Raw genomic sequence first — 21,092 nt, 5'->3', positions numbered from 1 at the left:
ATGCGGCAGCCGGCCTTCGCCACGATACTGTAACTGTCGCATATTCCTGTTTTTTAGGGCTGTATAAAAAATACATTCCTGTTGTTTTCGCATATTTCAAGCGGCAGCGGCCTTGGGCGGCGGCCTTTCTACACGAAAAAAAGCCTTGGCGATGAACCCCTGATCCAAGGATAGAGGGTCAAGTCCAAAGCTTCGGCCTGCTGCATGTTTAACCGGAATCCCCATTCACTTTTCGCAAACGGTATTCCCCGGGCGTGGCGCCCGTCTTTTTCTTGAAATGCTTAAAGAAGTTGCTTTCGTTCGTGAAGCCGACGTTCTTCATAATAGCGGCAATGCTGTCGCTGCCGGCGCTCAGCATCTCCTGCGCCTTCGTCAGCCGCACCTCGTTGATATAATCGGCCACCGACTGCCCTTGGCTGCTGCGAAAAAACCGCCCCAAGTAAGCCGCGGACATCCGCAGCGCCGATGCGACGAACTGCAGGCTCAAGTTTTCGTCCGCATAGTTGTTCTCGACGATCTCCTTCACCGCTTCGATCAAGTACTCGTTTTTACCTTTGGCCGCCTCCTGCATTTGCCCCGCGACTTCGCGGAGCAGATCGTCCATGAGCCGCCGCATATCCGCCAGCGTCTCCTGCTCGAGCATCCGCCGGTTGTACGCGCGCAAGTCGACGGTCAAATTTTTCAGCTTGTTGGAGCTGACATCCCTTACTGTATGCTGCAATATGACCAGCAACTGCAAGATCGCAAAGTCAACGTTAACCGGACTCAGCTGCGCGATATATTGGAAGACCGCGTCCATGCGGGCTTGCATGGCGGCCGCCTCCCCGGAGCGAATCGCATCGACCAGCTTTTTCTCCAGCTCGTACGGGATTTCGTAGGCGTCGCCGCCTTGGCAGGCCGCGATATGTGCCGGCGTAATGACGGACATTTTGCCGTACACCATCCGGTAAAGACTGTAAGCGAGCGCTTGCTCGTAGCTTGGCGCGGCGTGCCGGTAATCGCCGAACGGCTCGCTGAACGCCGCGGTCAGCGATAAGTTGTAATAGCTGTCCATGGTGCTCATCACCAGATGGGTCAACCGGGTCAGCTCCGCATATGTCTGCTCGGTATTTCCCGGCGGCACCATCAGCAGCACGGCGGCATGGTCGTTCTTCATATCCGCCGGGACGTTCGGAAACTGCTCGCCGTACAGCTCCCCCGCTATGTTGGTGACGGCGAAGCGGCACAGCTTCTGCTCGCGCTCGCTGCGCGTCTGCGCGAAGCGCCCGTAATCGTCGAGCTTCAGCACCGCGACGATAAATTGTCTGCCCTCGCCGGCGGAAGCTGCGGCGGGCATGCATTCGGCGAACTCCGCTTCCGTCGTGACGGCGCTGTCGGTCATCAGACGGCGCAGCCGGTAGCTCTGCCATATGTGCTGGTTGACGTTCTGGTCGGCCTGCAGCCTGTTCATTTTCTCCACGATCCGGTCGTACACGGCGGACATCAGACTCAGCTCATCCTTCGGCGGCAGCTCCATCTGCGCTTCAGGCAGCCGCTGAATTTGGCTCATCAGCTTTCCGAACGGCCGGTACAGCCGCACTGTCGCCAAAGAGGATACGACGAAGGCCAGAACGATAAAGATCCCGAGAATGACGACCATCACCGTCAACAGCTGATTGACCTTGCCGAACACCTGGTCATACGGTTGAACGCTGACGACTTTCCAGCCGTTGAATTTGGAGGCCATGTAGGTCACGATTTTCTTGTCTTTGCCCTGTCCGGTCATCAGGTAGCCCGAAGAGGTCGAAGCCGTGCGCAGGGCGCTGTAGATGCCTTCGTCCCGAGCCGCCCCGCTCTCGCCGGGACTGAACACTTTGCCGTCAGCATCCATAATGAACAGGTCGCCGGGGGCATTGTCTCCGAGCTCGTTTAAGGTGCGAATGTTATCGAACAGCCATTTCGCTTTGATCGACATCATCAGCACGCTGCTGCCGGGCACGTAGGCGTCGAGATTTTTGTACATAAAATAAGCGAACAGCTCCTGCTTGCCCGCTTCCGAGAAGCTGGGCGCAATCGGCAGCAGCGTCAGCTTGGCCAGCGTATTCGGCGAAACGATGAACGGCTTGAGCAGATTGCTCGCGCTATCCGGTTCCTTGCAGGAAACCATCGAGCTCAGCGCCGTCGAATAGTAGCAGCCGTTATACCCGTTGTAAATCCAGATCGATTGGATAAACGGATTGGAGCTGACGAAGAGGTCGAGCTTATACAGCTTATTGTACAGATCGAACACTTCAATGTCCTGATTGTTCATCAGCACGGTCATATCGCGGTCGTTGAACGCCGTCATCATCAGACTGCGCACGGTTTCATTCAGATTGTCGATATTATAGTTAATCTGATTGAGCACCTTGCGGCTCGCTTCCTGCTGCATCTCCAGCGCCGTCTTGCGGGAGAATGCGTACAGCACCGACGACAGGATCAGTAAAAAAACGACCAGCACCAGCGCAATCGTGCGCAGAATACGGATGAAATAGGTGCGGGAGCGAAATATACCGGTCATTCGGAACACGCGGAACGGCCTCCTTCCCGTCTATTGGCAAACGCTTACAAACTTAGTATACAAGAGGAGGCCGTCAGCGTAAATATACGATCCGCAGCTTGCGCTTGCAATGCACCACCATCGGCCGGCCCTGGGGAGGATGCGGCTTAGGCGGTTTTGCGGCGTTTCCGCGCCCCTCCGGGTTTGAATACCGAGAGCGCAGTCATCGCGGCTAATGACACAATCTGGATGATAATACCGATCCATAGCTGAACGCTGTTCACGATGTATTGCGAATCGGCCCCTGCGCTCCATCCGTACGCCGACGTCAGCTCGACCGCTTTTAGCGTCCAGAAGTACATGCCGACCGGTCCTATCACGATACAGACGGCCGTGAGCGCTTCCTTGGCGATAATCCAATGATATTTGAAAAGCCCCCACTGCGTCATGACCGACAGCATAATGCCGGTTGCCAGCGTCCCGATCGTCGAAGCCCGGACTGACGTTCGGGCTAACAGATGCATCACCGTATAGCATGCGCTGACGATGCCCTCGTCGCTGCTCGTGGCGACGATAACGCTTAGCACGAGAAAAATAACCGCGCCCCCGAACATAATCGCCGAGAACAGCACATGAAGCGTAAGCAGCCATCTTCTCGGAGTTAAACTCAGCTTAACCATAAGCCTCGCCCCCTTCTTCTCTATGGATCACATTGATCCGCTCCTCGCCGGCGTCTCCCGCGCGTTCGGTTTTATCATACCCGGAATCTATAAACTGCCTCTAAAGCAAATCTAAAATAAATCTAAAAAAACCGAAATGCTTACAATAAGCATTCGGCTTTTGAAGTTCGTATTCCCATACTTGAAGCCCGCTTCGCGCCTAGTCCGCGAGATCGGAGGCTCGCCCGCCTCCGCCGCACCACCCGCGCCGGTTCCAAGCGCTATCCTAATATGTTCCGGTCTAACTGCCGTTCGACGATGCGCCAGCCTTCCAAGCATTCCGGCTTCGTAATCAGCGGTTCGAATCCGTAATTTAAATATAAATTGATCGCCCGATAACTGGTCGTTTGCGTCGTTAAATAGGCTTTGTCATGGAACCGCGACAAGATTTGAAGCGCGCTGCTAAGGAGCGGTTTGGCGAGTTTTTTTCCCTGATATTCCGGCTTGACGGCCACCCAGTGTATTCGTCCCCACGTATCCTCGCCCCGCAGCGATCCATACCATGCGGTTGTGGTTCCTACCGATTCTCCTCGCTCGTTCACGATAAACAAGCAGCGGGCCTCCATGTCCTGTAGATGCGAGCCGAATTCTTTATCGAAATGATTTCGTGCGGCCGCTTTGTCGGCAAATTCGTCCACACTGGCTTCAATCTCAGCCCAAACAGCCTCTTCACCGCGTTTAAACGTGATTATGCGATAATTGGAAGGAACTGTAATATTCGGGATGTGGTTCAGGTCGTTGCGCACCATAGTTAGCGAAACTAGTTTCATACCTTCATCTCCTAACGATATTTATTTCACCGCTCTGACCGTCATGCCTTTAAGCAAACGTTTTTGCGTCGGCAATCCGAACAGCAGCATCGGGACCATGATGAGATTGGAGCCGTAAGAAGAGCCGCATGAAGCTGCAGGCCCTTCTCCGGTTGGCGTTATCGTTAACGGTTAATTCTGCGCAGACATAAATAGTCGTAGTCGAACACGATTATGTTTTCATCGGCGTCAAAAGCCATGAGCGAGATGTTGTTCAGTGGGCCCACCTGCTCCGCGCTTACGTTATACGTCGGCGTATGCATTCCCGCTGCAGCGTCCGCTGACGGCTGCGGCTGGTTCAATTCACTGCCTGCAATGAAGGTTGACCAATGACCGTCGATGGTCAATTCATAGATGCTGGCGCCTTTGGCTACATAGAACTTGCTTTGGTGGGTGGTTGAACCGCTAACGGCGAACTCTTTATTTTCATACACTTTACTTATGTCGCCGCTCGCCGGGTCGAGCTTGTACAACGTGCAATTGCCCGTATCGAGCACATAAAGCTTCTGATCGTTCCAGACGGCCTCCAGCTTCTTACCGCTTAATTGCAGCGATTGCTGGGCATTGTTGAAGGATAAGGGCTCAGGCGTTTTCCCCTTTTGCAGCCGGTAGATGGTTTTGGTCATCATCTCGCTGTACAAAAGCGTATCTTGATCCATAAAAATAGCAAAATTAGCTTCGTTCGTCGGAGTCGTCTTATAATTCAATTGGTAACCGATCAAGTCGCTGTTCGGGTAGCGAGTGGAGATTGAAAGCATCGTATCGCTTGCCTCCGCGTTAATCCCGCCTACGGCCAATTTATCTGTCCATTCATTGTAGATCAGCCATCTAGGGTAAAAATTGTTGGATTGCGATTTAAGCTTATTTCCTTTCCAGTCCGTATATTCAAACGAATAGTTATCTTCGGCCGGCTTTTGTGACAGCTGGTTTCCGTTTTGGGTATTAACCTTGATCATATCGACTAATGACTGATTGTACCCGCTGCCAATATTGCGGTCCTCTAGCAGGTAGGCCGAGCCGTTGCGATCCACCGCTAAGGAACTGTAACTATAACGGTTAATACCGGAGCCATTGTTCTCATAGCCGTAAAATTTCATAATCGTATCGACTGCGTAGGAGGTTTTCTTCGATTTTTCCGGTATACCGGCTTCCTTCGTCGTACTAGCGGAAGAAGCCGCTGCCGGACTTCCGGATTGAATGGTAATCAGCTGCGCGTCCGCATCCCATTTTACTTCAGCGTTCATTGTTTCGGAGACGAATCGCAGCGGCACAAACGTGCTTCCATTGATGATGACGGGAGCTTTTTCCAATAACTTGGATTTTCCGTTTACGGTAGCCGTTGTATTATTGATTTGCAGCACAAGTTTCTGATCGCCTTTGAGCGCGGTAATTTGGCTTGCCGCCGCATCCCAATCAATCGTCGTCATCCCCAATTTTTCCATAAGAATCCTGAAAGGAACCAAGGTCGTTCCATCCTCGATACGCGGAGGGTCCGCGAATGGAAGAGGCTCTCCGTTCAAATATACCCGAATTTGTGATTCCTCGGCCTTAGCCGCCTGCGCTCCCAAACTAAGACTGATGGAAGCCGCCGCCGTAATAAGGCATAGACGCTTCAAGAACATACTGCAACCCCTTTGAATGTATTTTATTGCCAGCTCATTGTAACATGAGTCGCATCGGGGTTAAACATGTTTTTTCAATCGGTCACCGCTCCAAAAATTGCAGTCCCGTATTTCTCATATCGATATGGAATTCGACGTTGATCCTGGCCTTCTTAAACATCTCCGGCCACTTGGCATACTGCGACGGCTCCAGACGGCTCCGAAAATGATTGCCGAAGCCGAAAACATCGGCCCCTTGCTTCTGGGTCTTCTCGAACATGGATTGGGCAAGCTCCGTCAACTCGGCTTTCAGATCGTCAACAATTTGCGGTATTTTCTGATGAAGCGATTGTGAGCTGTCGATTAAGGTCGTAACCAGCGAGCAATCGATAGAAATGACCGGCGTATCTCCCTCAAACGAGGTGGCGATACGGTTATGGTTGTGCACGATGCGAACATCCGACCGGTTCATCAGCGCCATCTCTGCATCGTGAAATCGATGAGTAAAAATTTCATACATAAGCGACTCGCTCTTGTTTAATTCCCCGACAATTTTTCCGTTGATAAGAATCACATTGCCGGCAAAGATAAACGAATTCAGGGTCCCTTCGCTTAACAGCGGGATCAGATTGGCATGAAGCGGATTATAGAGCTTGGCGTAGACTTCCCATAGCATCGTTTTGTTTTTCCTTGGGGTACCGCCGGAATAAGGTTCAAAAAACAGCTTGGTGTAAATGCCCGAAAGCTCTCCTGTAGGATTGGGACTGGTGAAAATCCGCTCCATATTGCCCCGTACGACCGCTACGATGGCGTCTAAAGGAACGGATCGCTCTCTGACGGCGAATTCCAGATAAGGATTAATTCCCGACTTGGCCATTTTTTCATCGAGCAGAATAGCGCGGGCGGTAGAGGATTCGAGCGCCTTGGGCAGCTTATATTTCGCTTTATTCATCGCATCGGGGACCGTCAAGCCGTCCTGACTTACGGTAAAAAAATCTTTCCCCGCTTCGCCCAAGGTCGCTTTGGGCAGCGGAAACCGCAGCCAGAGGCGAAGCGAGGTGTCCTTAGGCTGTTCCAGGCCAATGGCTCCAACCATCAGCCGGTTGTCGATGTCCTTGGAGTCCCAGCAGCCGGACAAGATCAGCGCGATCAGTCCGCATGCCGCGGACGCCTTCCAATGATGCCGTTTCCCGCTCATGCCGCACTCCCCTTTGCATTCCGCCTTCGTGCCAAGAAGAAGATGCCCAGAGCGAGTAACGGAAAGGCGAACATGACATAAAACCGCAAGCCCACAGTCACGAAAATGAGATGCTCCAGCTGTCTCCAGGAAGATAAAACGGTAGCCGCCGCATAAACGATAATGAAAATAAAAGCATAGATCCAACGGGCGTTGGCGCGCGGGAACAGCAATTGGAACGTCTCTCCCAAAGCATGCATCTTCAAGGCCATAATGAACAAAGCATAAAACATGGTGGCCGAGACAAAGATAGCGGTCAAATTCTCGAACAAAATCCAGTAGTGATAGATCGAATCCATCTTGGACACGAAAGGAAGCGTCAAATTACGGCTTAAATCTCTGCCGAAGGTCATCACAGGCAAATAAATATAACTTGCGATCAAGGGAATCGCACACAGCAAAGCAAGCGTATAGCTTCTCCAGGCGCGGCGGGCCGATTCCCGCGTATAAGGACCGATGAACGATGTAATCGCAAAGCCCATCCACATAAACGACCCTGCATAAAATTGCTTGTCCAGAAAAAAGTCCCCGTCCGACTTCAGCCATGGCGACCCTAACGTCCAGTTCACATCGCTGAGTCCGATAACCATCAGCGTAACGGTGAGCAAATGAGCCAGCAGGAAGAACACTCTTGCCGCGCGTATAATTGGCGCCATCCCTGCCAAGGCCAGAGCGGCCGGAGCGATCAGCATGCCGTTCAGAAAGGATATCGGCGTTGTGGGAAGCATCGTCATTGTAACGATCTCGGAATAGGCTCGCAGCGTAATAACGAGAACTCCCACGAGAAACAGCATAACCGGCAAGCAGAGGATCGTTGCGCCGATACGGCCGATCGAAGCTTTTATCTCGGCGAGCAGCTTGTTGCCTTCCAGCCGCGCCAGCATTTTGCTGTACAGCCATGAGCTCAGCATGGCGCCCGTCATCCATACCGCTAACGGTATCCAGTAAGCGCCGGCGGTACTGCGAATCAAGAAGCTCGGATAAATGAAGCCGGCCGCTGCGCCTGAATAGAGCATTTGAATGGCAAGCATTTCATAGCTGGTAACGGCCGATGAGCTTTTCATGATAACGCTCCCTTTGCTGTTTTCTATTCACCTGTCTCCGTCGGAGTCTCCACTCCGCTTCGTCGGAGACCACAGAGATGTCAGGTACGGAACTCCGAACGTTTCCAGGCAGCTGAGATAAATAATGAGGCAAGATAAACAGAATACGATACCCAAAACCCCGGCCACTGCCGCGCCGGCCATAATAAAATATTTCAAAATTCGCTGGATCAAGCCCATTTGATAATCAATAACGAGAAAATTGGTGATGGCCGTGGCCGCCACGACGATAACGAGCAAATTACTCACGATATGAGCCTGGATAATCGCTTGGCCCAGAACGACGCCGCCGACCATCGTCACGGTTGAGCTTATCGTCTTGGGCAGCCGGATGCCTGCTTCGATAATAAAATCCATCATGATCAGCATCAGCAGCGTTTCCACAAATACGGGATACGGAACGCCTTCCCGGCTCGCCGCCGCCGCAAGGCTGATTTCCATCCGATTGACATCTACATTGACAGAGGTAAGCGCGACATACATGCCCGGCAGAAACAAGTTGATGAACATCGCCAAAAAACGGAGAACAAGGAGGAAGTACGCGACGTACGGATTCACATATTGATCCTCCGGGGAATGCCAAAAATCCGTGTAAACCGACGGTAAAATCAGAGCAAACGGAGAGCCGTCCACCATCACCGCCGCTTTCCCCGACAGCAGATTGGACGCAACGCGATCGGGCCGTTCGGTAGATACGGCCATGGGAAACAGCGGCATCCTCCACTTGCCTTTGAACAACAATCGCTGCAGTTGGCCCGTATCCAGCAAACTGTCGGTCTTCAGCCCTTTCAGCTCTTCCTTCAGCTGCGACAGCAGACGGACATCGACGGACCCGGAATAAGAAAATATGGCGACACGGGTTAAGCTTTCTTCGCCGATCATCGTTTCCCATAGCTTTAATTGCGAAGAGCGGATCTGCTGCCGTATCAGCGCCGTATTGACATCGAGGCTTTCATTGAAGGCATTCATCGGGCCTTGAAGCACGTTTTCCGTTACTGGCGATCCGACAGCCCGATTTTGACTTTCCGACAAATTCAGTATAAGTCCGGAAGAAGAGCTTCCTTTGCACACAATGGCCGATCCGGCGCATATAGCTTGCTGACAGCGGGTGAAGTTCCCTTCGGCCAAATGGGTGCCGATGAACCGGTCAAGCCGTGCCGATACGTCTGCCTGCCCGTCCATGCTGAGCAAATATTCCAGTTTCTGTGAAGAGCATAGCGACTTGAGGAAGCATAGATACACCTCTTGAGTATCATCCGATCCGATCTGTGCCGCCGCATAATCAGCCGCCCCCTCGAACGCTTCGTTGAGCAGCTCCAATAAAGACGGACTGTCGGCTTGGTCCTGCAAACTGTAGACTGAGGTAAAAGTTTCGGACATGTCGCCCTCCTGTGGCTACCGATGTCAGGCATGATAGGTTATTTTACACATTTTTAACAATATTATGTATAATTTGGACAAAAAAAGAGCGCCCTATCACAAGGATAAGGTGCTCCATTAACGATTAACGGCTCATATTGTTCAAGGCGCTGAACAGAGCTTTGACCGAAGAAGTCATAATATCGACGTCCATCCCGCAGCCCCAATGCACGCTGCCGTCCGCCGCCGTAATTCCGATATAAGAAACGGCTTGCGATTTCGATCCTGCTTCCAATGCATGCTCCGTATAGGTCAGGTCTCTGTACTCGATGCCGAGATAGGTTTGCACCGCGTTGCTGATCGCATCCAGTCTGCCGTTCCCGGTGCCGGTAATTTCCTTTACATCGCCGCCGCTGCGAATGGTGACGACGGTTTGAAAATCCGCATCGTCGACGGCGCGGTATTTGACAAATTCGACCGGCGCTTTGATGTTCACGTAGGCTTTCAAGAAAATGTCGTGGATTTCATCGGGCGACAGCTCTTTTTGCTGATGGTCCGAGACGTTTTTCACACAGTAGCCGAAGTGCTCGCGCATTTTGGCCGGAAGATCGAGACCGTATTTTTGCTGCAAAATATATCCGATCCCACCTTTGCCCGATTGGCTGTTAATCCGGATAATATCCCCTTCATACTCGCGGCCGATATCCTTCGGATCAATCGGCAAATAAGGAACCGTCCAGTAGCGGCATTCCTTCTCCTCGCGCCATTTCAATCCTTTGGCGATCGCATCCTGATGCGAACCGGAGAAGGCGGTAAATACGAGCTCGCCGCCGTAAGGATGCCGCTCGCCGACTCTCATCTTGGTCAGCCGCTCATACACGGACAGGATCGCCGGGAGATTCTCGAAGTTCAGCTTCGGGTCCACCCCGTGGGAATACATGTTCAAGGCCAGCGTGACGATATCTACGTTCCCCGTCCGCTCTCCGTTGCCGAACAGCGTGCCTTCCACTCTCTGGGCTCCGGCCAGCATGCCGAGCTCCGCGTCCGCCACTCCCGTGCCTCTGTCGTTATGCGGGTGAAGCGACAAAATGACATGCTCCCGGTAATTCATATGCTCGCTCATATATTCGATCTGACTGGCGTACACATGCGGCATCGACATGGACACCGTAGCCGGCAGATTGATAATGACGGGGTTCTCCGCCGTTGGCTGCCATACGTCGAGCACGCGGTTGCAAATTTCCAGCGCGAACTCGATTTCCGTGCCCGTAAAGCTTTCCGGCGAATATTGGAACTGGAAGTTGCCTTCCGTTTCCTCGGCGCATTGCTTCAGCAGCTTGGCTCCGGTCAACGCGATGTCGATAATTTCTTCCTTCGATTTGCGGAACACCTGCTCCCGCTGCGCGATGGAGGTCGAATTGTACAAGTGGACGACGGCTTTTTTCGCGCCTTCCAGCGATTCGAACGTTTTGCGGATAATGTGCTCTCTCGATTGAGTCAGCACCTGGATCGTGACGTCGTCCGGGATCAAATTTTGTTCGATCAGCGTGCGCAGGAAGGTAAATTCCGTTTCCGACGCCGCGGGAAAGCCGACTTCGATCTCCTTGAATCCGATGTCCACGAGCATTTGGAAATATTCCAGCTTCTCCTCCAGATTCATCGGTACGATCAAGGCCTGATTGCCGTCGCGAAGGTCGACGCTGCACCAAGTAGGCGCTTCTGTAATATATTCCTTGCGGGTCCAGTTTAAGCTCGTCTTCGGAGGCATGAAATAGCCTCTGGCGTATTTTTCGTAATTTTTCATCTGATGATCATCCTTTTCATTGTTATGTGTTGCACTTGGTTGCGCTGTTTCGGAATGCAAAAAAGCCTTTCATCTCCAGAAGAGACGAAAGACTTTGACATCTTACGTGGTACCACTCTAATTCACACCTTGACGGCATGCACTCAAACGGATACAAGCCTGCATAGCAACGGCTACATCCTCCTGCGTGATAACGGTTAGGCTCCGGCTCAGCCTACTTGCTTTCGGTGAGCTACTCCAAGGCGAGTTCGGATTTTCCTTCGCGTCTGTTTCGCACCACCCAACAGCTCTCTGATCGGATTGGAAAATCGTACTATTCCTTTTCAATGTATTTATGATTTATACAGTATTTTATCGGACATGAGCGATATTATCAAGTGCATACTGAAAATTTTTCGTTAAGCCGCTTACATTGCTCCCAAACCGGGCTTCTCCAGCTCCCGTTTCATCAATAGCTCAAATGTAAAATTTGATTTTATCGCCGACGATATATTGATCCCCGTAATGAACGACTTTCATGTCGGGCGAGTATACCGCTCCCTGAATCATCAAGAGCGGATAACCTTTCTTGACCTGCAAATGTTTCGCCTGGAAGGCGTCGGCGAAAACAATTTGAATCGATTTGCGGTTCCGCGTCAGCACCACGTTGAATTGATCCCGCAGCGTTGCGTACAGCGACTTGTTCGCAAGCTCTTCGTCCAGCAGCGATATATACTCGGGAGGAAGAACCGTGTAGTCCAGCATGACGGGGACGCCGTCAGCCATCATGACCCGTTTGATCGATGCTACAACCGTATTCGCCGGCACCCCCATCGCCGCAGCGAGCGTCTGATTGGCGTTCATGCGTTTTTGCTCGATGACCTCGGAAGTGGCGGTAAGACCGTTCAGCCTGCATATTTCCGAAAAGCCTAATGCAGGGCCGAGCTCTCTCTCGATTTTATTGGAATGAATGAAGGTTCCCTTCCCCTGTTTCCGGGTAAGCAGCCCCTCTTCTATAAGCTCGTTAATCGCGGACCGGACCGTTCTCCGGCTGATGGAATACATTTCGCACAGTTCCAGTTCCGTAGGAAGCTTTTGTCCGGGCTTAAGCTTGCCCGCGGCGATTTCATCCTTGATGATTTGCATTAACTGGACATACATGGGCACCACATTGTCCTGCTCCAATTTGTACATATATGACCCCTTCTCGGACATTGAGATAATGACAACTTTAGAAATATTATAAACCATTTATCAAGCGGATTGTAATAGCCCTAAGGTCGAAGGCTCTTTCCGGCGGTTCTCGTAAACTGCGGAATCGGCAGCGCCGGGGCGTTTCTTTTTTTCGTTGAATTCGCGTTAAATCTATAGTATCATAACAATACATCACGTTACAATACGGTACAATATGATACATAACGTGATGAATAAACATTTTAAAAGGAGGCTTTTCTTTTCATGAATCAAGAGCATGCGCATCAACTCCAGGTAGGTATTGAAGCGGTCAAATCCCGTGAAATCAGCAACTTCTACTTTGTGGCCTGCGGCGGCTCGCTGGCTACCCTCACACCGGCTCAATACATTCTTGACAGGGAAATCGAGATTCCTTCGGCAGTGTATTCATCGAACGAATTTATACTCCGGGCTCCGAAAGCGCTTGGCCCCACATCCGTCGTCATCTCCTGCTCTCATTCCGGCACGACTCCCGAAACCGTCCAAGCGACCGAATTCGCCCGCTCGAAAGGCGCTTTGACGATCAGCCTGACCCATCTTGCCGACTCCCCGCTTTGGAACGCCGCCGAATACAAGCTGCACTATGACTGGGGAACCGACGCGCGTGCGGAAGATAACAATTACGGCATCTTGTATCGGCTGATCTTCGGCATCCTCGACGCGCTGCAGCCGCATGAAAAATATGCAGGCGCCATAGCGTCCGTCGAGACGGGGCTCCATGATGCGTTCGAACGAAACAAGGCGATGACGCTTGAAACCGCCAAAGCCTTCGGCAGCCAATTCAAGCGGGAGCCGCTCATCTACACGATGGCCAGCGGCATCAACTACTCCCACGCTTACTCCTTCGCCATTTGTCTGCTGCAGGAAATGCAATGGATTCATTCCAGCGCGATTCACGCCGGCGAATATTTCCACGGGCCATTCGAGATTACCGATTACGATGTGCCCTTCATCATCATCAAAGGGATCGGCGAGACGCGCCCGATGGACGACCGCGCACATGACTTCTGCCGTAAATACTCCGACAAGATCGTGCTCATCGATGCGGAAACGTTCGATATGGAGGGCATTTCGGCCGATGTGCGCAATTATTTCGCCAATTTGATCGCAGGTGTCGTGCTCAGACAGTATGCTCAGTATCTTTCCGAATTCAGAGGCCATCCTCTTTCCGTTCGCCGTTATATGTGGAAAATGGAGTATTGATTGCCGTTTTTGAAAATGAGATGAAATGACCTCATAGTCAACCGTTTTGGTTATGGCGCTTCGCTTCCTGGTTCATCCGGTTCAGACCATGCCGCCATAACTGAAACGACGGCGCCCGCAGGAACCATGGATTGCGATTGATTTGGCAAACGACATTAATGATAAACGGGGGAAACAACCGATGAAACGAACTATAGCTGCGATTTTCGTAAGCGTTATCATATTGCTGGCGGCAGCTTGCAATAGCTCGACTAGCGGCGGCAGCCCGGATGCGCAAGCGAACGACAAGCAGGCGGACACGGTTACGCTCAAATTTTTCCATCGCTGGCCCAGCGAGCCGAGAAATTCGTACTTCAACTCCATCGTCAAGGAATTTGAAAACCAGAACCCCGGCGTGAAGATCGAGATGGAAGCGGTATTGAACGACAGCTACAAAGAAAAGATCAAGGTTCTCGTTTCTTCCAATAACATTCCCGACGTCTTCACCTCCTGGTCCGACACCTTCGCGGAAAACCTCGTATCCTCGGGAAAAGTGAAGGATGTATCATCCATGTACAGCTCCGATCCGAACTGGGCCAATAACATCATTCCATCGCAAATCAAACCGTTCACGTTCAACGGCAAAACTTACGGCGTCCCCTTCACTATGGACGGAAAGGCGTTCTTCTACAACAAGAAAGCGTTTGACAAAGCGGGCCTTCAGAAGCCTAAAACTTGGGAGGAATTGATCGCCGCGCTCGACAAGCTGAAAAGCTCCGGCTACGATACGCCGCTCATCGAAGGGCTGCAAAATACATGGGCCATCTCCCACTATCTCGGTACTATGACTCAACGGATGATCAGTCCCGATGTTATCGCGAAGGATTATCAAGCGCAAACCGGCCAATTCACCGATCCGGGATACGTTAAAGTGCTTGAATATTGGGATAAGCTAGTATCTTATATGGGGCCCAATGCGACTTCTATCGATCATGAAGCGGCCCGTAACCTGTTTATTGCGGAGAAGGTGCCGGTCATGTATATGCAATTTGCCGAGCTCGGCTATTTGACGAAAAACGCCGATCTGCAGTTCGATTTCTTCAACTTCCCCGCGTTCGCCGAAGGCAAAGGCAATCCGGCCGCATTAACCGGCGCTCCGGAAGGATTTATGATCAGCAATGTCGGCAAACATCAGGAGCTTGCCGAAAAGTTCGTGAAGTTTATCGTATCACCGGACAATGCGGCGAAATTCCAGAAAGATGCGGGAGCGATGACGGTCGTTAAGGGCTCCGCTACCGCCGACAACTCGCCGAAGGGAACTTTGCAGGCGATCGACGTCATCCTGAACGCCACCGAGACGAGCCCTTGGCAGGACAATGCCTTAAACATTACGGTGGCGGACGCGTTTATGAAAGGCGGACAATCGATGGCAGCCAAGTCGAAAACGCCGCAGCAAGTGATGGACGATGTGCAAAAAGCGGCTAAAGCGCTCCATAACGCCAAGTAGCTCACAAGAGACGGGGGATTTTACGCGCTTGCCCTGAAGACATTGAAGGCGTCTGATCCCCCCATTTTTTTGAAAAGATCAGTCTTGAAAGATCGGAGGAGGCTTAGTGAAACTGAACAAGCGGATGGCTCCTTTTCTGTTTATTCTCCCTTGCGTGCTTATGCTGGCGGCGTTCGTTTATATGCCGCTCATTCAAAATTTTGCGTACAGCTTTCAGGATTTCTCCATTCTTTCCGGAGAAAGAAGCTTTGCCGGATTGGACAACTACAAGACGCTTCTGTCCGACTCCGTCATGGTCACCGCCTTGATCAACAATGCGAAATACGCGATCATCTCCGTCATTTTCCAGGTGGGCCTCGGATTGATCCTCGCCGCGCTGCTGGAGGACGAAGCGCTCCGCAAAATATCTCCGTTTTTACGGACCGTTTATTTTGTCCCGGTCGTCATTTCGATCACGGTGGTCTGCCTGCTGTTCACGTTTATTTACCATCCGACCGACGGCCTGCTCAATCTGTTTCTGAAGGCGATCGGACTCGAAAGCTGGGCGAAGCCTTGGCTCGGAACAGGCTCCACGGCGATTTACGCCGTCATTGCGGTATCGCAATGGCATAGTATCGGCTACTGCATGATGCTGTTCATCGTCGCCATTCAGAAAATACCCGCCGATTTGTACGAGGCCGCCAAAATCGACGGCGCGGGAAAAATCCGCAGCTTCTGCAACGTTACCTTACCACAAGTAAAGGAGATGTTATTTGTCACCTCGGTCATCACGGTCACCGGCGCGTTCATGGTGTTTAACGAACCGTTTATTATTACCAAAGGCGGAGGGCCCGGAACAAGCTCGATCACAATTGCCGTGCATATGTACCAATCCGGATTTTTCAAGGACAATATGGGATATGCCTCCACCATTGCAATGGTCATGTTTCTGATAACTGCTGTTCTGGCGCTCGTACAGACTGTGCTCTTTAGAACAGGCAAGGGGGACTAATCCGTGGTTACGAAATTCGTTATCGGCAGAAGTATTGTCACATTTTTGCTTTTTGCAGGAGTTGTCCTTATCTTCTATCCGTTGTTCTGGATGGTCGTCTCGTCGTTCAAAAGCTACGATGAAATTTTCGGATCGGTTTGGGGGCTGCCCAGCAAATGGCTGTTCTCCAATTACGTGACCGCCTGGAACAAAGGCGTGGCCGGCTATTTTCTGAACAGCGTGATCGTAACGGCGAGCACGGTCGCCGGCGTGGTTCTGATCGCATCTTTATGCGCTTTCGGCTTAAGCAGGTATTCGTTCAAGCTGGATAAAGCGGCGCTGCTGTTTATCATGGGCGGGATGATGCTGAATCCGCAAGTTTGTCTGATACCGCTCTACGTTTTACTGCAGCAAACGCATCTGCATAATACGTATTTGGCGCTGATTCTCACTTATATCGCGTTCAGGCTGCCGCTGATCGTGCTGCTCATCCGTTCGTACTTTCTCGGGGTGTCCAAAGAAATCGAAGAATCGGCGAAAATAGACGGCTGCTCGGCGCTGCAAATTTACTGGCGCATCTTCATGCCCATGTCGATCCCTATCTTGTTGACCTCCACCATATTGATTGCTTATTATGCGTGGAATGAATTTTTATTCGCGATCATCTTCATCGATTCCGACAAATACAAGACGATTCCGGCAGGGCTGATGAGCTTCAAGGACGCATTATCGACCGACTGGGGCGTGCTCCTGGCAGGCTTGGTCATCTCGGCGCTGCCGCTGATCATATTATTTATTTTTATGCAAAAGTATTTCATTAGAGGAATTGCCGCAGGTTCGGTGAAAGGATAAATGAGCTTGACTATGGGAGGAGAATCGGTATGAAAATGATCGCGATTGGAGATAACGTCGTCGATTGCTATCTGGATCAGCAGCTGTATTATCCGGGGGGAAATGCAGTCAACGTGGCGGTCCATTGCAAACGCAACGGCTTTGAGGAGTGCGCATACATCGGCATATTCGGAAACGATAAAAAAGCGGACCATATTCGACGAACGCTTGAGCTTGAGCAAGTGACCTATGAGCTTTCCCGGCAAGTATTCGCCCGCAGCGGCGCGCCCGGCGTTCAACTCGTCGAAGGCAACCGCGTCTTTGTGGCCGGTCCCAAGGATACGGCGCAGCATATCGTCCGGTTAAGGCTGATGCCGCATGATCTGGAATATATCGCCACCTTCGATGTATGCCACACCAGCTGCTACTCGAATATCGAAGGGGAGCTTGGCTCGATCAGCAAGCACTGCGACATCTCCTTCGACTTCTCGACGAATTACAGCACGGAGTATTTGCAGGCGGTATGCCCTCATATCCGATACGCTTTCTTCTCCGGCGCCGAGCTTCCGGAGGAGCGGCTTGATCTGCTGATTGAAACATGCCATTCCTTGGGCACCGCAATCGTCGGCATTACGCTGGGCGAGCGCGGCGCCTTGTTCTCGAGGAACGGCGAACGCTATGTTCAGGCCGTCAAGCCAACGACGGTTGTCGATACGATGGGTGCGGGCGACAGCTTTATCGCCGGATTTCTCACGTCGTTCATCAAGCACGGTCATATGGAGCAAGCGCTCGATTATGCGGCCGATCGCGCGGCAGTAACATGCACCTTTTACGGCGCTTACGGCTACCCCCATCCTTTCGAAACGGAAGAAGCGTGGTGAACAAGTCCGCTTCGGCGCCCATTAGCATAACGAGCAACATAAGCGTTCCAAGACATCTTTCCATTTCAACATCGTTTTGACAGCCTCCACATCATGAGTCATTATGATAACACTGCATTCACGCTTGCCTCTATCTGTCCTAATCGCACACGGCAAAAATAGACTGACTCGAAAGAGCTATATACAAGCTTTACTGCAAAATGCTACTATGATTCCGATATTTTAAGGAGGGATCATATGTATAAATGGACCATGTCCGTCTTAATCGGTATTGCCTGTGTCGTCGGGATTACCGTTCTGTTTATGACAACGAAGCAGGAGGCCTCCGCACCGGCGCTTCCCGACACGCCTCTCAACAGCCAAGCTGCCGAAGCCATTTATAAACAATCGTGCATAGCTTGTCATGGCAACGACCTGGAAGGAAAAATCGGCCCCAATCTGCAAAAAATCGGCGGCAAATATTCGGATAAACAGCTGTACGGCATCGTGCAAAACGGACGCGGCGGCATGCCCGCCTTCAAGAGCACGCTAAAGGATGAAGAAATTGTAAATCTGGCCAAATGGCTGGCGGAAAAACAATGAAGCAGCATCGCTTCAAGCTGCTGGTCAGCCTCTTGATGTGCTTGATGATCGCAAGCGTATACAGCTGGATGAAGCAGGAGCAGCCGGCGCTTCCTGCGATCAAGCAAGCGCCCGATTTCAAGCTGTCCGGCCTTGACGGCAAGCCGGTACAGCTTCATGAAACGGACGGAAAAGTCCGGCTCGTCGAGTTTATGTTCACCAGCTGCCCGGACATATGCCCTATGACGACCTATAACATGGTCAAAATTCAAAACGAGCTTAAGCAGCAGCAGCTCTGGGGGACCAAGGTTCATTTTATGTCGATCACCTTCGACCCGCTGCAGGATACCCCGGAGGTGTTCAAAGCTTACGGCGACAAAATGGGGATCGATTATAGCGGCTGGACCTTGCTGACCGGCACAGAACAGGAAACGGCCGACGTCGCCAAAAATTTCGGGGTGATGGTTCAAAAAATGCCCGACGGCACCTTCGTACATACGGTCACTTCCTTAATGCTTGTCGACACGCAAGGCAAAATCCGTAAAATATACAAAATGGGCGATGAAATGAATAACGATGAAATAATAGAAACGATCCGGCAGCTGGCCGAATCGTCATCATAAACTATTCCTGGAGCAGCGGATCGTAACCATCCTCTGCTCCGTCTTTTTCTTGGCGATACCATTGAAAAAAAATATAGCCCAGCATACAGCCGTAGGATACTTCCTGGACGATTTTCATCACGACGCCTCCCAGCTGTTGATCGTTTAGCGGCGTCAGCCAGTCCAGGCTAAGCGGTAAACGCTCGACGGTTACCGAATAAAACGGCAAGCACAGCAAATGCGTGCTGCCGGTATACGTCGTATACAGCAGGTCGCCGGCAAAGATAATCAACGCGCAAGCCGGCGTCAGCATAATGCCGTTGATGAAAATATATGCCATTTTTTTAAGCGGACTGAGCGAATATAATCCGGCCGGATTATATACAGGCCACCAAAGCCCGAAGGCGGTCAATAACAGCAGCAGGTGGAGCATATTATGAAGCGCATAGTTCGACATCGTCGCATCGAATATAAACGGAATATGGTAGAACGACAATGCCCCGTTAAACAAAAATATTGCGATGAGCGGATTCCCGATGACAGCGATGACGGCTTTGCAGACTTTGTTTTGCAAAATATGCTCAAACCATTCCGCAGGCATCCCCCTATAAATTAGCGGCGGAGCAACCAGATACAATATCGACTGCTGAAGCATGTGAACGCTGAACCAGAAATGACCGAATAAATTGAGCGGCCCTCCCAAAGCCAGGTAGAACAGAAATAACCCCAGCAAGAAATAAGCCGTTTCCGCACGTGAATTCCCGCCCCTTCGATATTTCACATAAAAATAAGCTATAGCCGCAATACCGATCAGCAGTTCGGGGCTGAAGACGGCCCGGAATCCGTAAGCCTTGACGATGGTCAGCAAATCCATGGGTATCGTAAAACTCCTTCACCTTTTTTCATAGCCCGCTTTGTTTACGCGAATCCATCCTTTTTCATAGGCATAGCGGGTCAGTTGAACCCGATTGTTCAGATGCAGCTTTTGCAGAATGTTTTTCAAATGGTTCTTTACCGTATGCTCCGATATGAATAGATCATTAGATATTTCTTTATTCGATTTCCCGCGGGCGACGCAGGTCAATATCTCTTTTTCCCTCGATGTCAAGGGGGATGTCTCTTGAGCCGTCGTTTGCACGGAAGAAAATTCCTTCAGCAGGCGCACGGCCAGCTCCCGGGACATCGGCGCTTCGTCGAAGGCGACCGCCCTTAAATATTCGTGCCAGGAGGCCGGATGAAGGTTCTTAAGCAAATATCCCTGGGCTCCCCGCTTAATCGCTTCAAACAAATGCGTGATGTCGTCCGACACGGTCACCATAATAATTTTAATATGCGGGAACCGTTCTTTAATTTGCTTGGTTGCCTCCAGACCGTCCATGTCAGGCATCGAAATATCCATCAGAATCATATCCGGAAGCTGCTCTTCCGCCATACGAACCGCTTCATACCCGTTCACGGCCTCGCCTGCGATTGCAAAGGAATCGTCCGTCAATATAATCTCTCTCATCGCTTCCCGGGCCAGGGCATGGTCATCCGCAAGAAGAATTCGTTTCGGATTCATAACTGGCCTCTTCTCCCCTCTTCAGCATCGTGCGTTCAGTCTGTCATTAAGAACAGCCGACCGTTTACGGCCCCGGCTGTGGCTGCGGCTGAACACTCTCCATTAACGAACGGATTTGCTGCGTATTCGTCAACTCTCCGGGAATGATCCGCTTCACCAGTCCCTGGGCGTTGATCAGGAACGTGGCGGGAAGCCCGTTCACCCGGTATGCATTGGCCGCTTCGCCGCTCGGATCGGTCATAACGTGAAAAGGAATCGCGTGAAGCCGGATAAATTCCATAATCGTTCCCTTGGATTCTCCGACGTTCACAGCCACTATTTCTACCCCGTGAATATCTTCCGATTCATAAGCCGCTTTCAATCTGGGCATCTCGCTTACGCAAGGGACGCACCAGGAGCCCCAGAAGTTCAGCAGTACACCTTGTCCCCGATAGTCCGACAGCTTGACCGGCGAACCGTTCATATTCGTCACCTGAATATCCGGTGCAGGCCGGCCAACCTGGACCGGTTCGTCCGTTTTATGCCGGTTCGCTGTAACGAACGTATACGCCAGCAAGATCAATAACGCCGCTCCCGCTATCCGCATCCTGCCGCTTTTCATTCCATTTTGTTTGATACTCATCCTCAATGGAGTC

Annotated in this window: 19 protein-coding genes and 1 other annotated feature; of the genes, 7 read left to right on the top strand and 12 right to left on the bottom strand. The window is 51.5% G+C overall.

The genetic code is table 11. From position 1 onward, the window contains the following. Positions 1–208: 208 nt before the first annotated feature. From N0M98_RS10545 to N0M98_RS10505, 9 genes are all read right to left on the bottom strand, one after another. Positions 209–2,539 carry an AraC family transcriptional regulator gene (locus N0M98_RS10545; RefSeq protein WP_259617832.1) on the bottom strand — a complete coding sequence of 777 codons (2,331 nt, stop codon included), beginning with the start codon at positions 2,537–2,539 and terminating at the stop codon, positions 209–211. Positions 2,540–2,685: 146 nt separating this feature from the next. Then, entirely contained in the window at positions 2,686–3,198 is a 513-nt protein-coding gene (locus N0M98_RS10540; protein ID WP_259617822.1) for a hypothetical protein, read from the bottom strand. A 260-nt stretch (positions 3,199–3,458) separates the two neighbouring features. Next, positions 3,459–4,007, bottom strand: coding sequence for a GNAT family N-acetyltransferase (locus N0M98_RS10535; protein WP_259617821.1), 549 nt, complete (start codon positions 4,005–4,007; stop codon positions 3,459–3,461). A gap of 164 nt (positions 4,008–4,171) precedes the next feature. Then, a complete protein-coding gene (locus tag N0M98_RS10530; protein WP_259617820.1) occupies positions 4,172–5,668 on the bottom strand; it encodes a copper amine oxidase N-terminal domain-containing protein in 1,497 nt (498 codons plus the stop codon). 82 nt (positions 5,669–5,750) lie between these two features. Continuing rightward, entirely contained in the window at positions 5,751–6,845 is a 1,095-nt protein-coding gene (locus N0M98_RS10525; protein ID WP_259617819.1) for a Ger(x)C family spore germination protein, read from the bottom strand. Then, positions 6,842–7,948 (bottom strand): GerAB/ArcD/ProY family transporter, encoded by a 1,107-nt coding sequence (locus N0M98_RS10520; protein WP_249863443.1) that lies wholly within the window; start codon positions 7,946–7,948, stop codon positions 6,842–6,844. The genes N0M98_RS10525 and N0M98_RS10520 overlap by 4 nt, the downstream gene beginning before the upstream one ends. A 27-nt stretch (positions 7,949–7,975) precedes the next feature. Then, complete coding sequence (locus tag N0M98_RS10515) at positions 7,976–9,367, bottom strand: spore germination protein (RefSeq protein ID WP_259617818.1); 1,392 nt, start codon at positions 9,365–9,367, stop codon at positions 7,976–7,978. A 124-nt stretch (positions 9,368–9,491) separates the two neighbouring features. Then, a complete protein-coding gene (leuA, locus tag N0M98_RS10510) occupies positions 9,492–11,150 on the bottom strand; it encodes a 2-isopropylmalate synthase (RefSeq protein WP_249863445.1) in 1,659 nt (552 codons plus the stop codon). 77 nt (positions 11,151–11,227) lie between these two features. Further along, positions 11,228–11,486, bottom strand: a binding site (T-box leader). A gap of 120 nt (positions 11,487–11,606) precedes the next feature. After that, a complete protein-coding gene (locus N0M98_RS10505) occupies positions 11,607–12,323 on the bottom strand; it encodes a GntR family transcriptional regulator (RefSeq protein WP_249863446.1) in 717 nt (238 codons plus the stop codon). A 264-nt stretch (positions 12,324–12,587) separates the two neighbouring features. On the opposite strand from N0M98_RS10505, the gene N0M98_RS10500 reads away from it, so the two are divergent. The 7 genes from N0M98_RS10500 to N0M98_RS10470 all read left to right on the top strand — a co-directional run bounded on the left by N0M98_RS10500 (position 12,588) and on the right by N0M98_RS10470 (position 18,917). Beyond that, positions 12,588–13,565, top strand: coding sequence for an SIS domain-containing protein (locus N0M98_RS10500; protein WP_259617817.1), 978 nt, complete (start codon positions 12,588–12,590; stop codon positions 13,563–13,565). A gap of 181 nt (positions 13,566–13,746) precedes the next feature. Next, entirely contained in the window at positions 13,747–15,051 is a 1,305-nt protein-coding gene (locus N0M98_RS10495; protein WP_259617816.1) for an ABC transporter substrate-binding protein, read from the top strand. Between the two features lie 124 nt (positions 15,052–15,175). Next, positions 15,176–16,042 carry a carbohydrate ABC transporter permease gene (locus N0M98_RS10490; RefSeq protein ID WP_375295471.1) on the top strand — a complete coding sequence of 289 codons (867 nt, stop codon included), beginning with the start codon at positions 15,176–15,178 and terminating at the stop codon, positions 16,040–16,042. Positions 16,043–16,045: 3 nt separating this feature from the next. Then, positions 16,046–16,873, top strand: coding sequence for a carbohydrate ABC transporter permease (locus N0M98_RS10485; protein WP_259617814.1), 828 nt, complete (start codon positions 16,046–16,048; stop codon positions 16,871–16,873). 29 nt (positions 16,874–16,902) lie between these two features. Then, positions 16,903–17,733: a PfkB family carbohydrate kinase gene (locus tag N0M98_RS10480; protein ID WP_259617813.1), complete on the top strand. Its 831-nt coding sequence runs from the start codon at positions 16,903–16,905 to the stop codon at positions 17,731–17,733. 237 nt (positions 17,734–17,970) lie between these two features. Then, positions 17,971–18,315 carry a c-type cytochrome gene (locus N0M98_RS10475; RefSeq protein WP_259617812.1) on the top strand — a complete coding sequence of 115 codons (345 nt, stop codon included), beginning with the start codon at positions 17,971–17,973 and terminating at the stop codon, positions 18,313–18,315. Next, positions 18,312–18,917 carry an SCO family protein gene (locus tag N0M98_RS10470; RefSeq protein ID WP_259617811.1) on the top strand — a complete coding sequence of 202 codons (606 nt, stop codon included), beginning with the start codon at positions 18,312–18,314 and terminating at the stop codon, positions 18,915–18,917. The genes N0M98_RS10475 and N0M98_RS10470 overlap by 4 nt, the downstream gene beginning before the upstream one ends. 1 nt (position 18,918) lies before the next feature. Here N0M98_RS10470 and N0M98_RS10465 read toward each other — a convergent pair whose 3' ends face one another. The 3 genes from N0M98_RS10465 to N0M98_RS10455 all read right to left on the bottom strand — a co-directional run bounded on the left by N0M98_RS10465 (position 18,919) and on the right by N0M98_RS10455 (position 21,079). Next, positions 18,919–19,770 carry a cytochrome c oxidase assembly protein gene (locus N0M98_RS10465; RefSeq protein WP_259617810.1) on the bottom strand — a complete coding sequence of 284 codons (852 nt, stop codon included), beginning with the start codon at positions 19,768–19,770 and terminating at the stop codon, positions 18,919–18,921. Between the two features lie 18 nt (positions 19,771–19,788). Beyond that, positions 19,789–20,457: a response regulator gene (locus N0M98_RS10460; RefSeq protein WP_259617809.1), complete on the bottom strand. Its 669-nt coding sequence runs from the start codon at positions 20,455–20,457 to the stop codon at positions 19,789–19,791. Positions 20,458–20,521: 64 nt separating this feature from the next. Further along, positions 20,522–21,079 (bottom strand): redoxin domain-containing protein, encoded by a 558-nt coding sequence (locus N0M98_RS10455; protein WP_259617831.1) that lies wholly within the window; start codon positions 21,077–21,079, stop codon positions 20,522–20,524. Between the last annotated feature and the right edge of the window lie 13 nt (positions 21,080–21,092).

Origin of the sequence: Paenibacillus doosanensis, from assembly GCF_025060755.1 — a bacterium.
GTDB classification, from domain to species: Bacteria; Bacillota; Bacilli; order Paenibacillales; family NBRC-103111; genus Paenibacillus_S; species Paenibacillus_S doosanensis.
The sequence above is the reverse complement of the archived record's forward strand: the minus strand, read 5'-3'. Positions and strand labels throughout refer to the sequence as shown.

Coding starts and splice junctions, on each gene's coding strand:
- N0M98_RS10500 (WP_259617817.1), top strand. CDS start 12,588: ATGAATCAAGAGCATGCGCATCAACTCCAGGTAGGTATTGAAGCGGTC.
- N0M98_RS10470 (WP_259617811.1), top strand. CDS start 18,312: ATGAAGCAGCATCGCTTCAAGCTGCTGGTCAGCCTCTTGATGTGCTTG.
- N0M98_RS10490 (WP_375295471.1), top strand. CDS start 15,176: ATGGCTCCTTTTCTGTTTATTCTCCCTTGCGTGCTTATGCTGGCGGCG.
- N0M98_RS10495 (WP_259617816.1), top strand. CDS start 13,747: ATGAAACGAACTATAGCTGCGATTTTCGTAAGCGTTATCATATTGCTG.
- N0M98_RS10540 (WP_259617822.1), bottom strand. CDS start 3,198: ATGGTTAAGCTGAGTTTAACTCCGAGAAGATGGCTGCTTACGCTTCAT.
- N0M98_RS10465 (WP_259617810.1), bottom strand. CDS start 19,770: ATGGATTTGCTGACCATCGTCAAGGCTTACGGATTCCGGGCCGTCTTC.
- N0M98_RS10480 (WP_259617813.1), top strand. CDS start 16,903: ATGAAAATGATCGCGATTGGAGATAACGTCGTCGATTGCTATCTGGAT.
- N0M98_RS10545 (WP_259617832.1), bottom strand. CDS start 2,539: ATGACCGGTATATTTCGCTCCCGCACCTATTTCATCCGTATTCTGCGC.
- N0M98_RS10530 (WP_259617820.1), bottom strand. CDS start 5,668: ATGTTCTTGAAGCGTCTATGCCTTATTACGGCGGCGGCTTCCATCAGT.
- N0M98_RS10515 (WP_259617818.1), bottom strand. CDS start 9,367: ATGTCCGAAACTTTTACCTCAGTCTACAGTTTGCAGGACCAAGCCGAC.
- N0M98_RS10525 (WP_259617819.1), bottom strand. CDS start 6,845: ATGAGCGGGAAACGGCATCATTGGAAGGCGTCCGCGGCATGCGGACTG.
- N0M98_RS10475 (WP_259617812.1), top strand. CDS start 17,971: ATGTATAAATGGACCATGTCCGTCTTAATCGGTATTGCCTGTGTCGTC.
- N0M98_RS10455 (WP_259617831.1), bottom strand. CDS start 21,079: ATGAGTATCAAACAAAATGGAATGAAAAGCGGCAGGATGCGGATAGCG.
- leuA (WP_249863445.1), bottom strand. CDS start 11,150: ATGAAAAATTACGAAAAATACGCCAGAGGCTATTTCATGCCTCCGAAG.
- N0M98_RS10505 (WP_249863446.1), bottom strand. CDS start 12,323: ATGTACAAATTGGAGCAGGACAATGTGGTGCCCATGTATGTCCAGTTA.
- N0M98_RS10460 (WP_259617809.1), bottom strand. CDS start 20,457: ATGAATCCGAAACGAATTCTTCTTGCGGATGACCATGCCCTGGCCCGG.
- N0M98_RS10535 (WP_259617821.1), bottom strand. CDS start 4,007: ATGAAACTAGTTTCGCTAACTATGGTGCGCAACGACCTGAACCACATC.
- N0M98_RS10520 (WP_249863443.1), bottom strand. CDS start 7,948: ATGAAAAGCTCATCGGCCGTTACCAGCTATGAAATGCTTGCCATTCAA.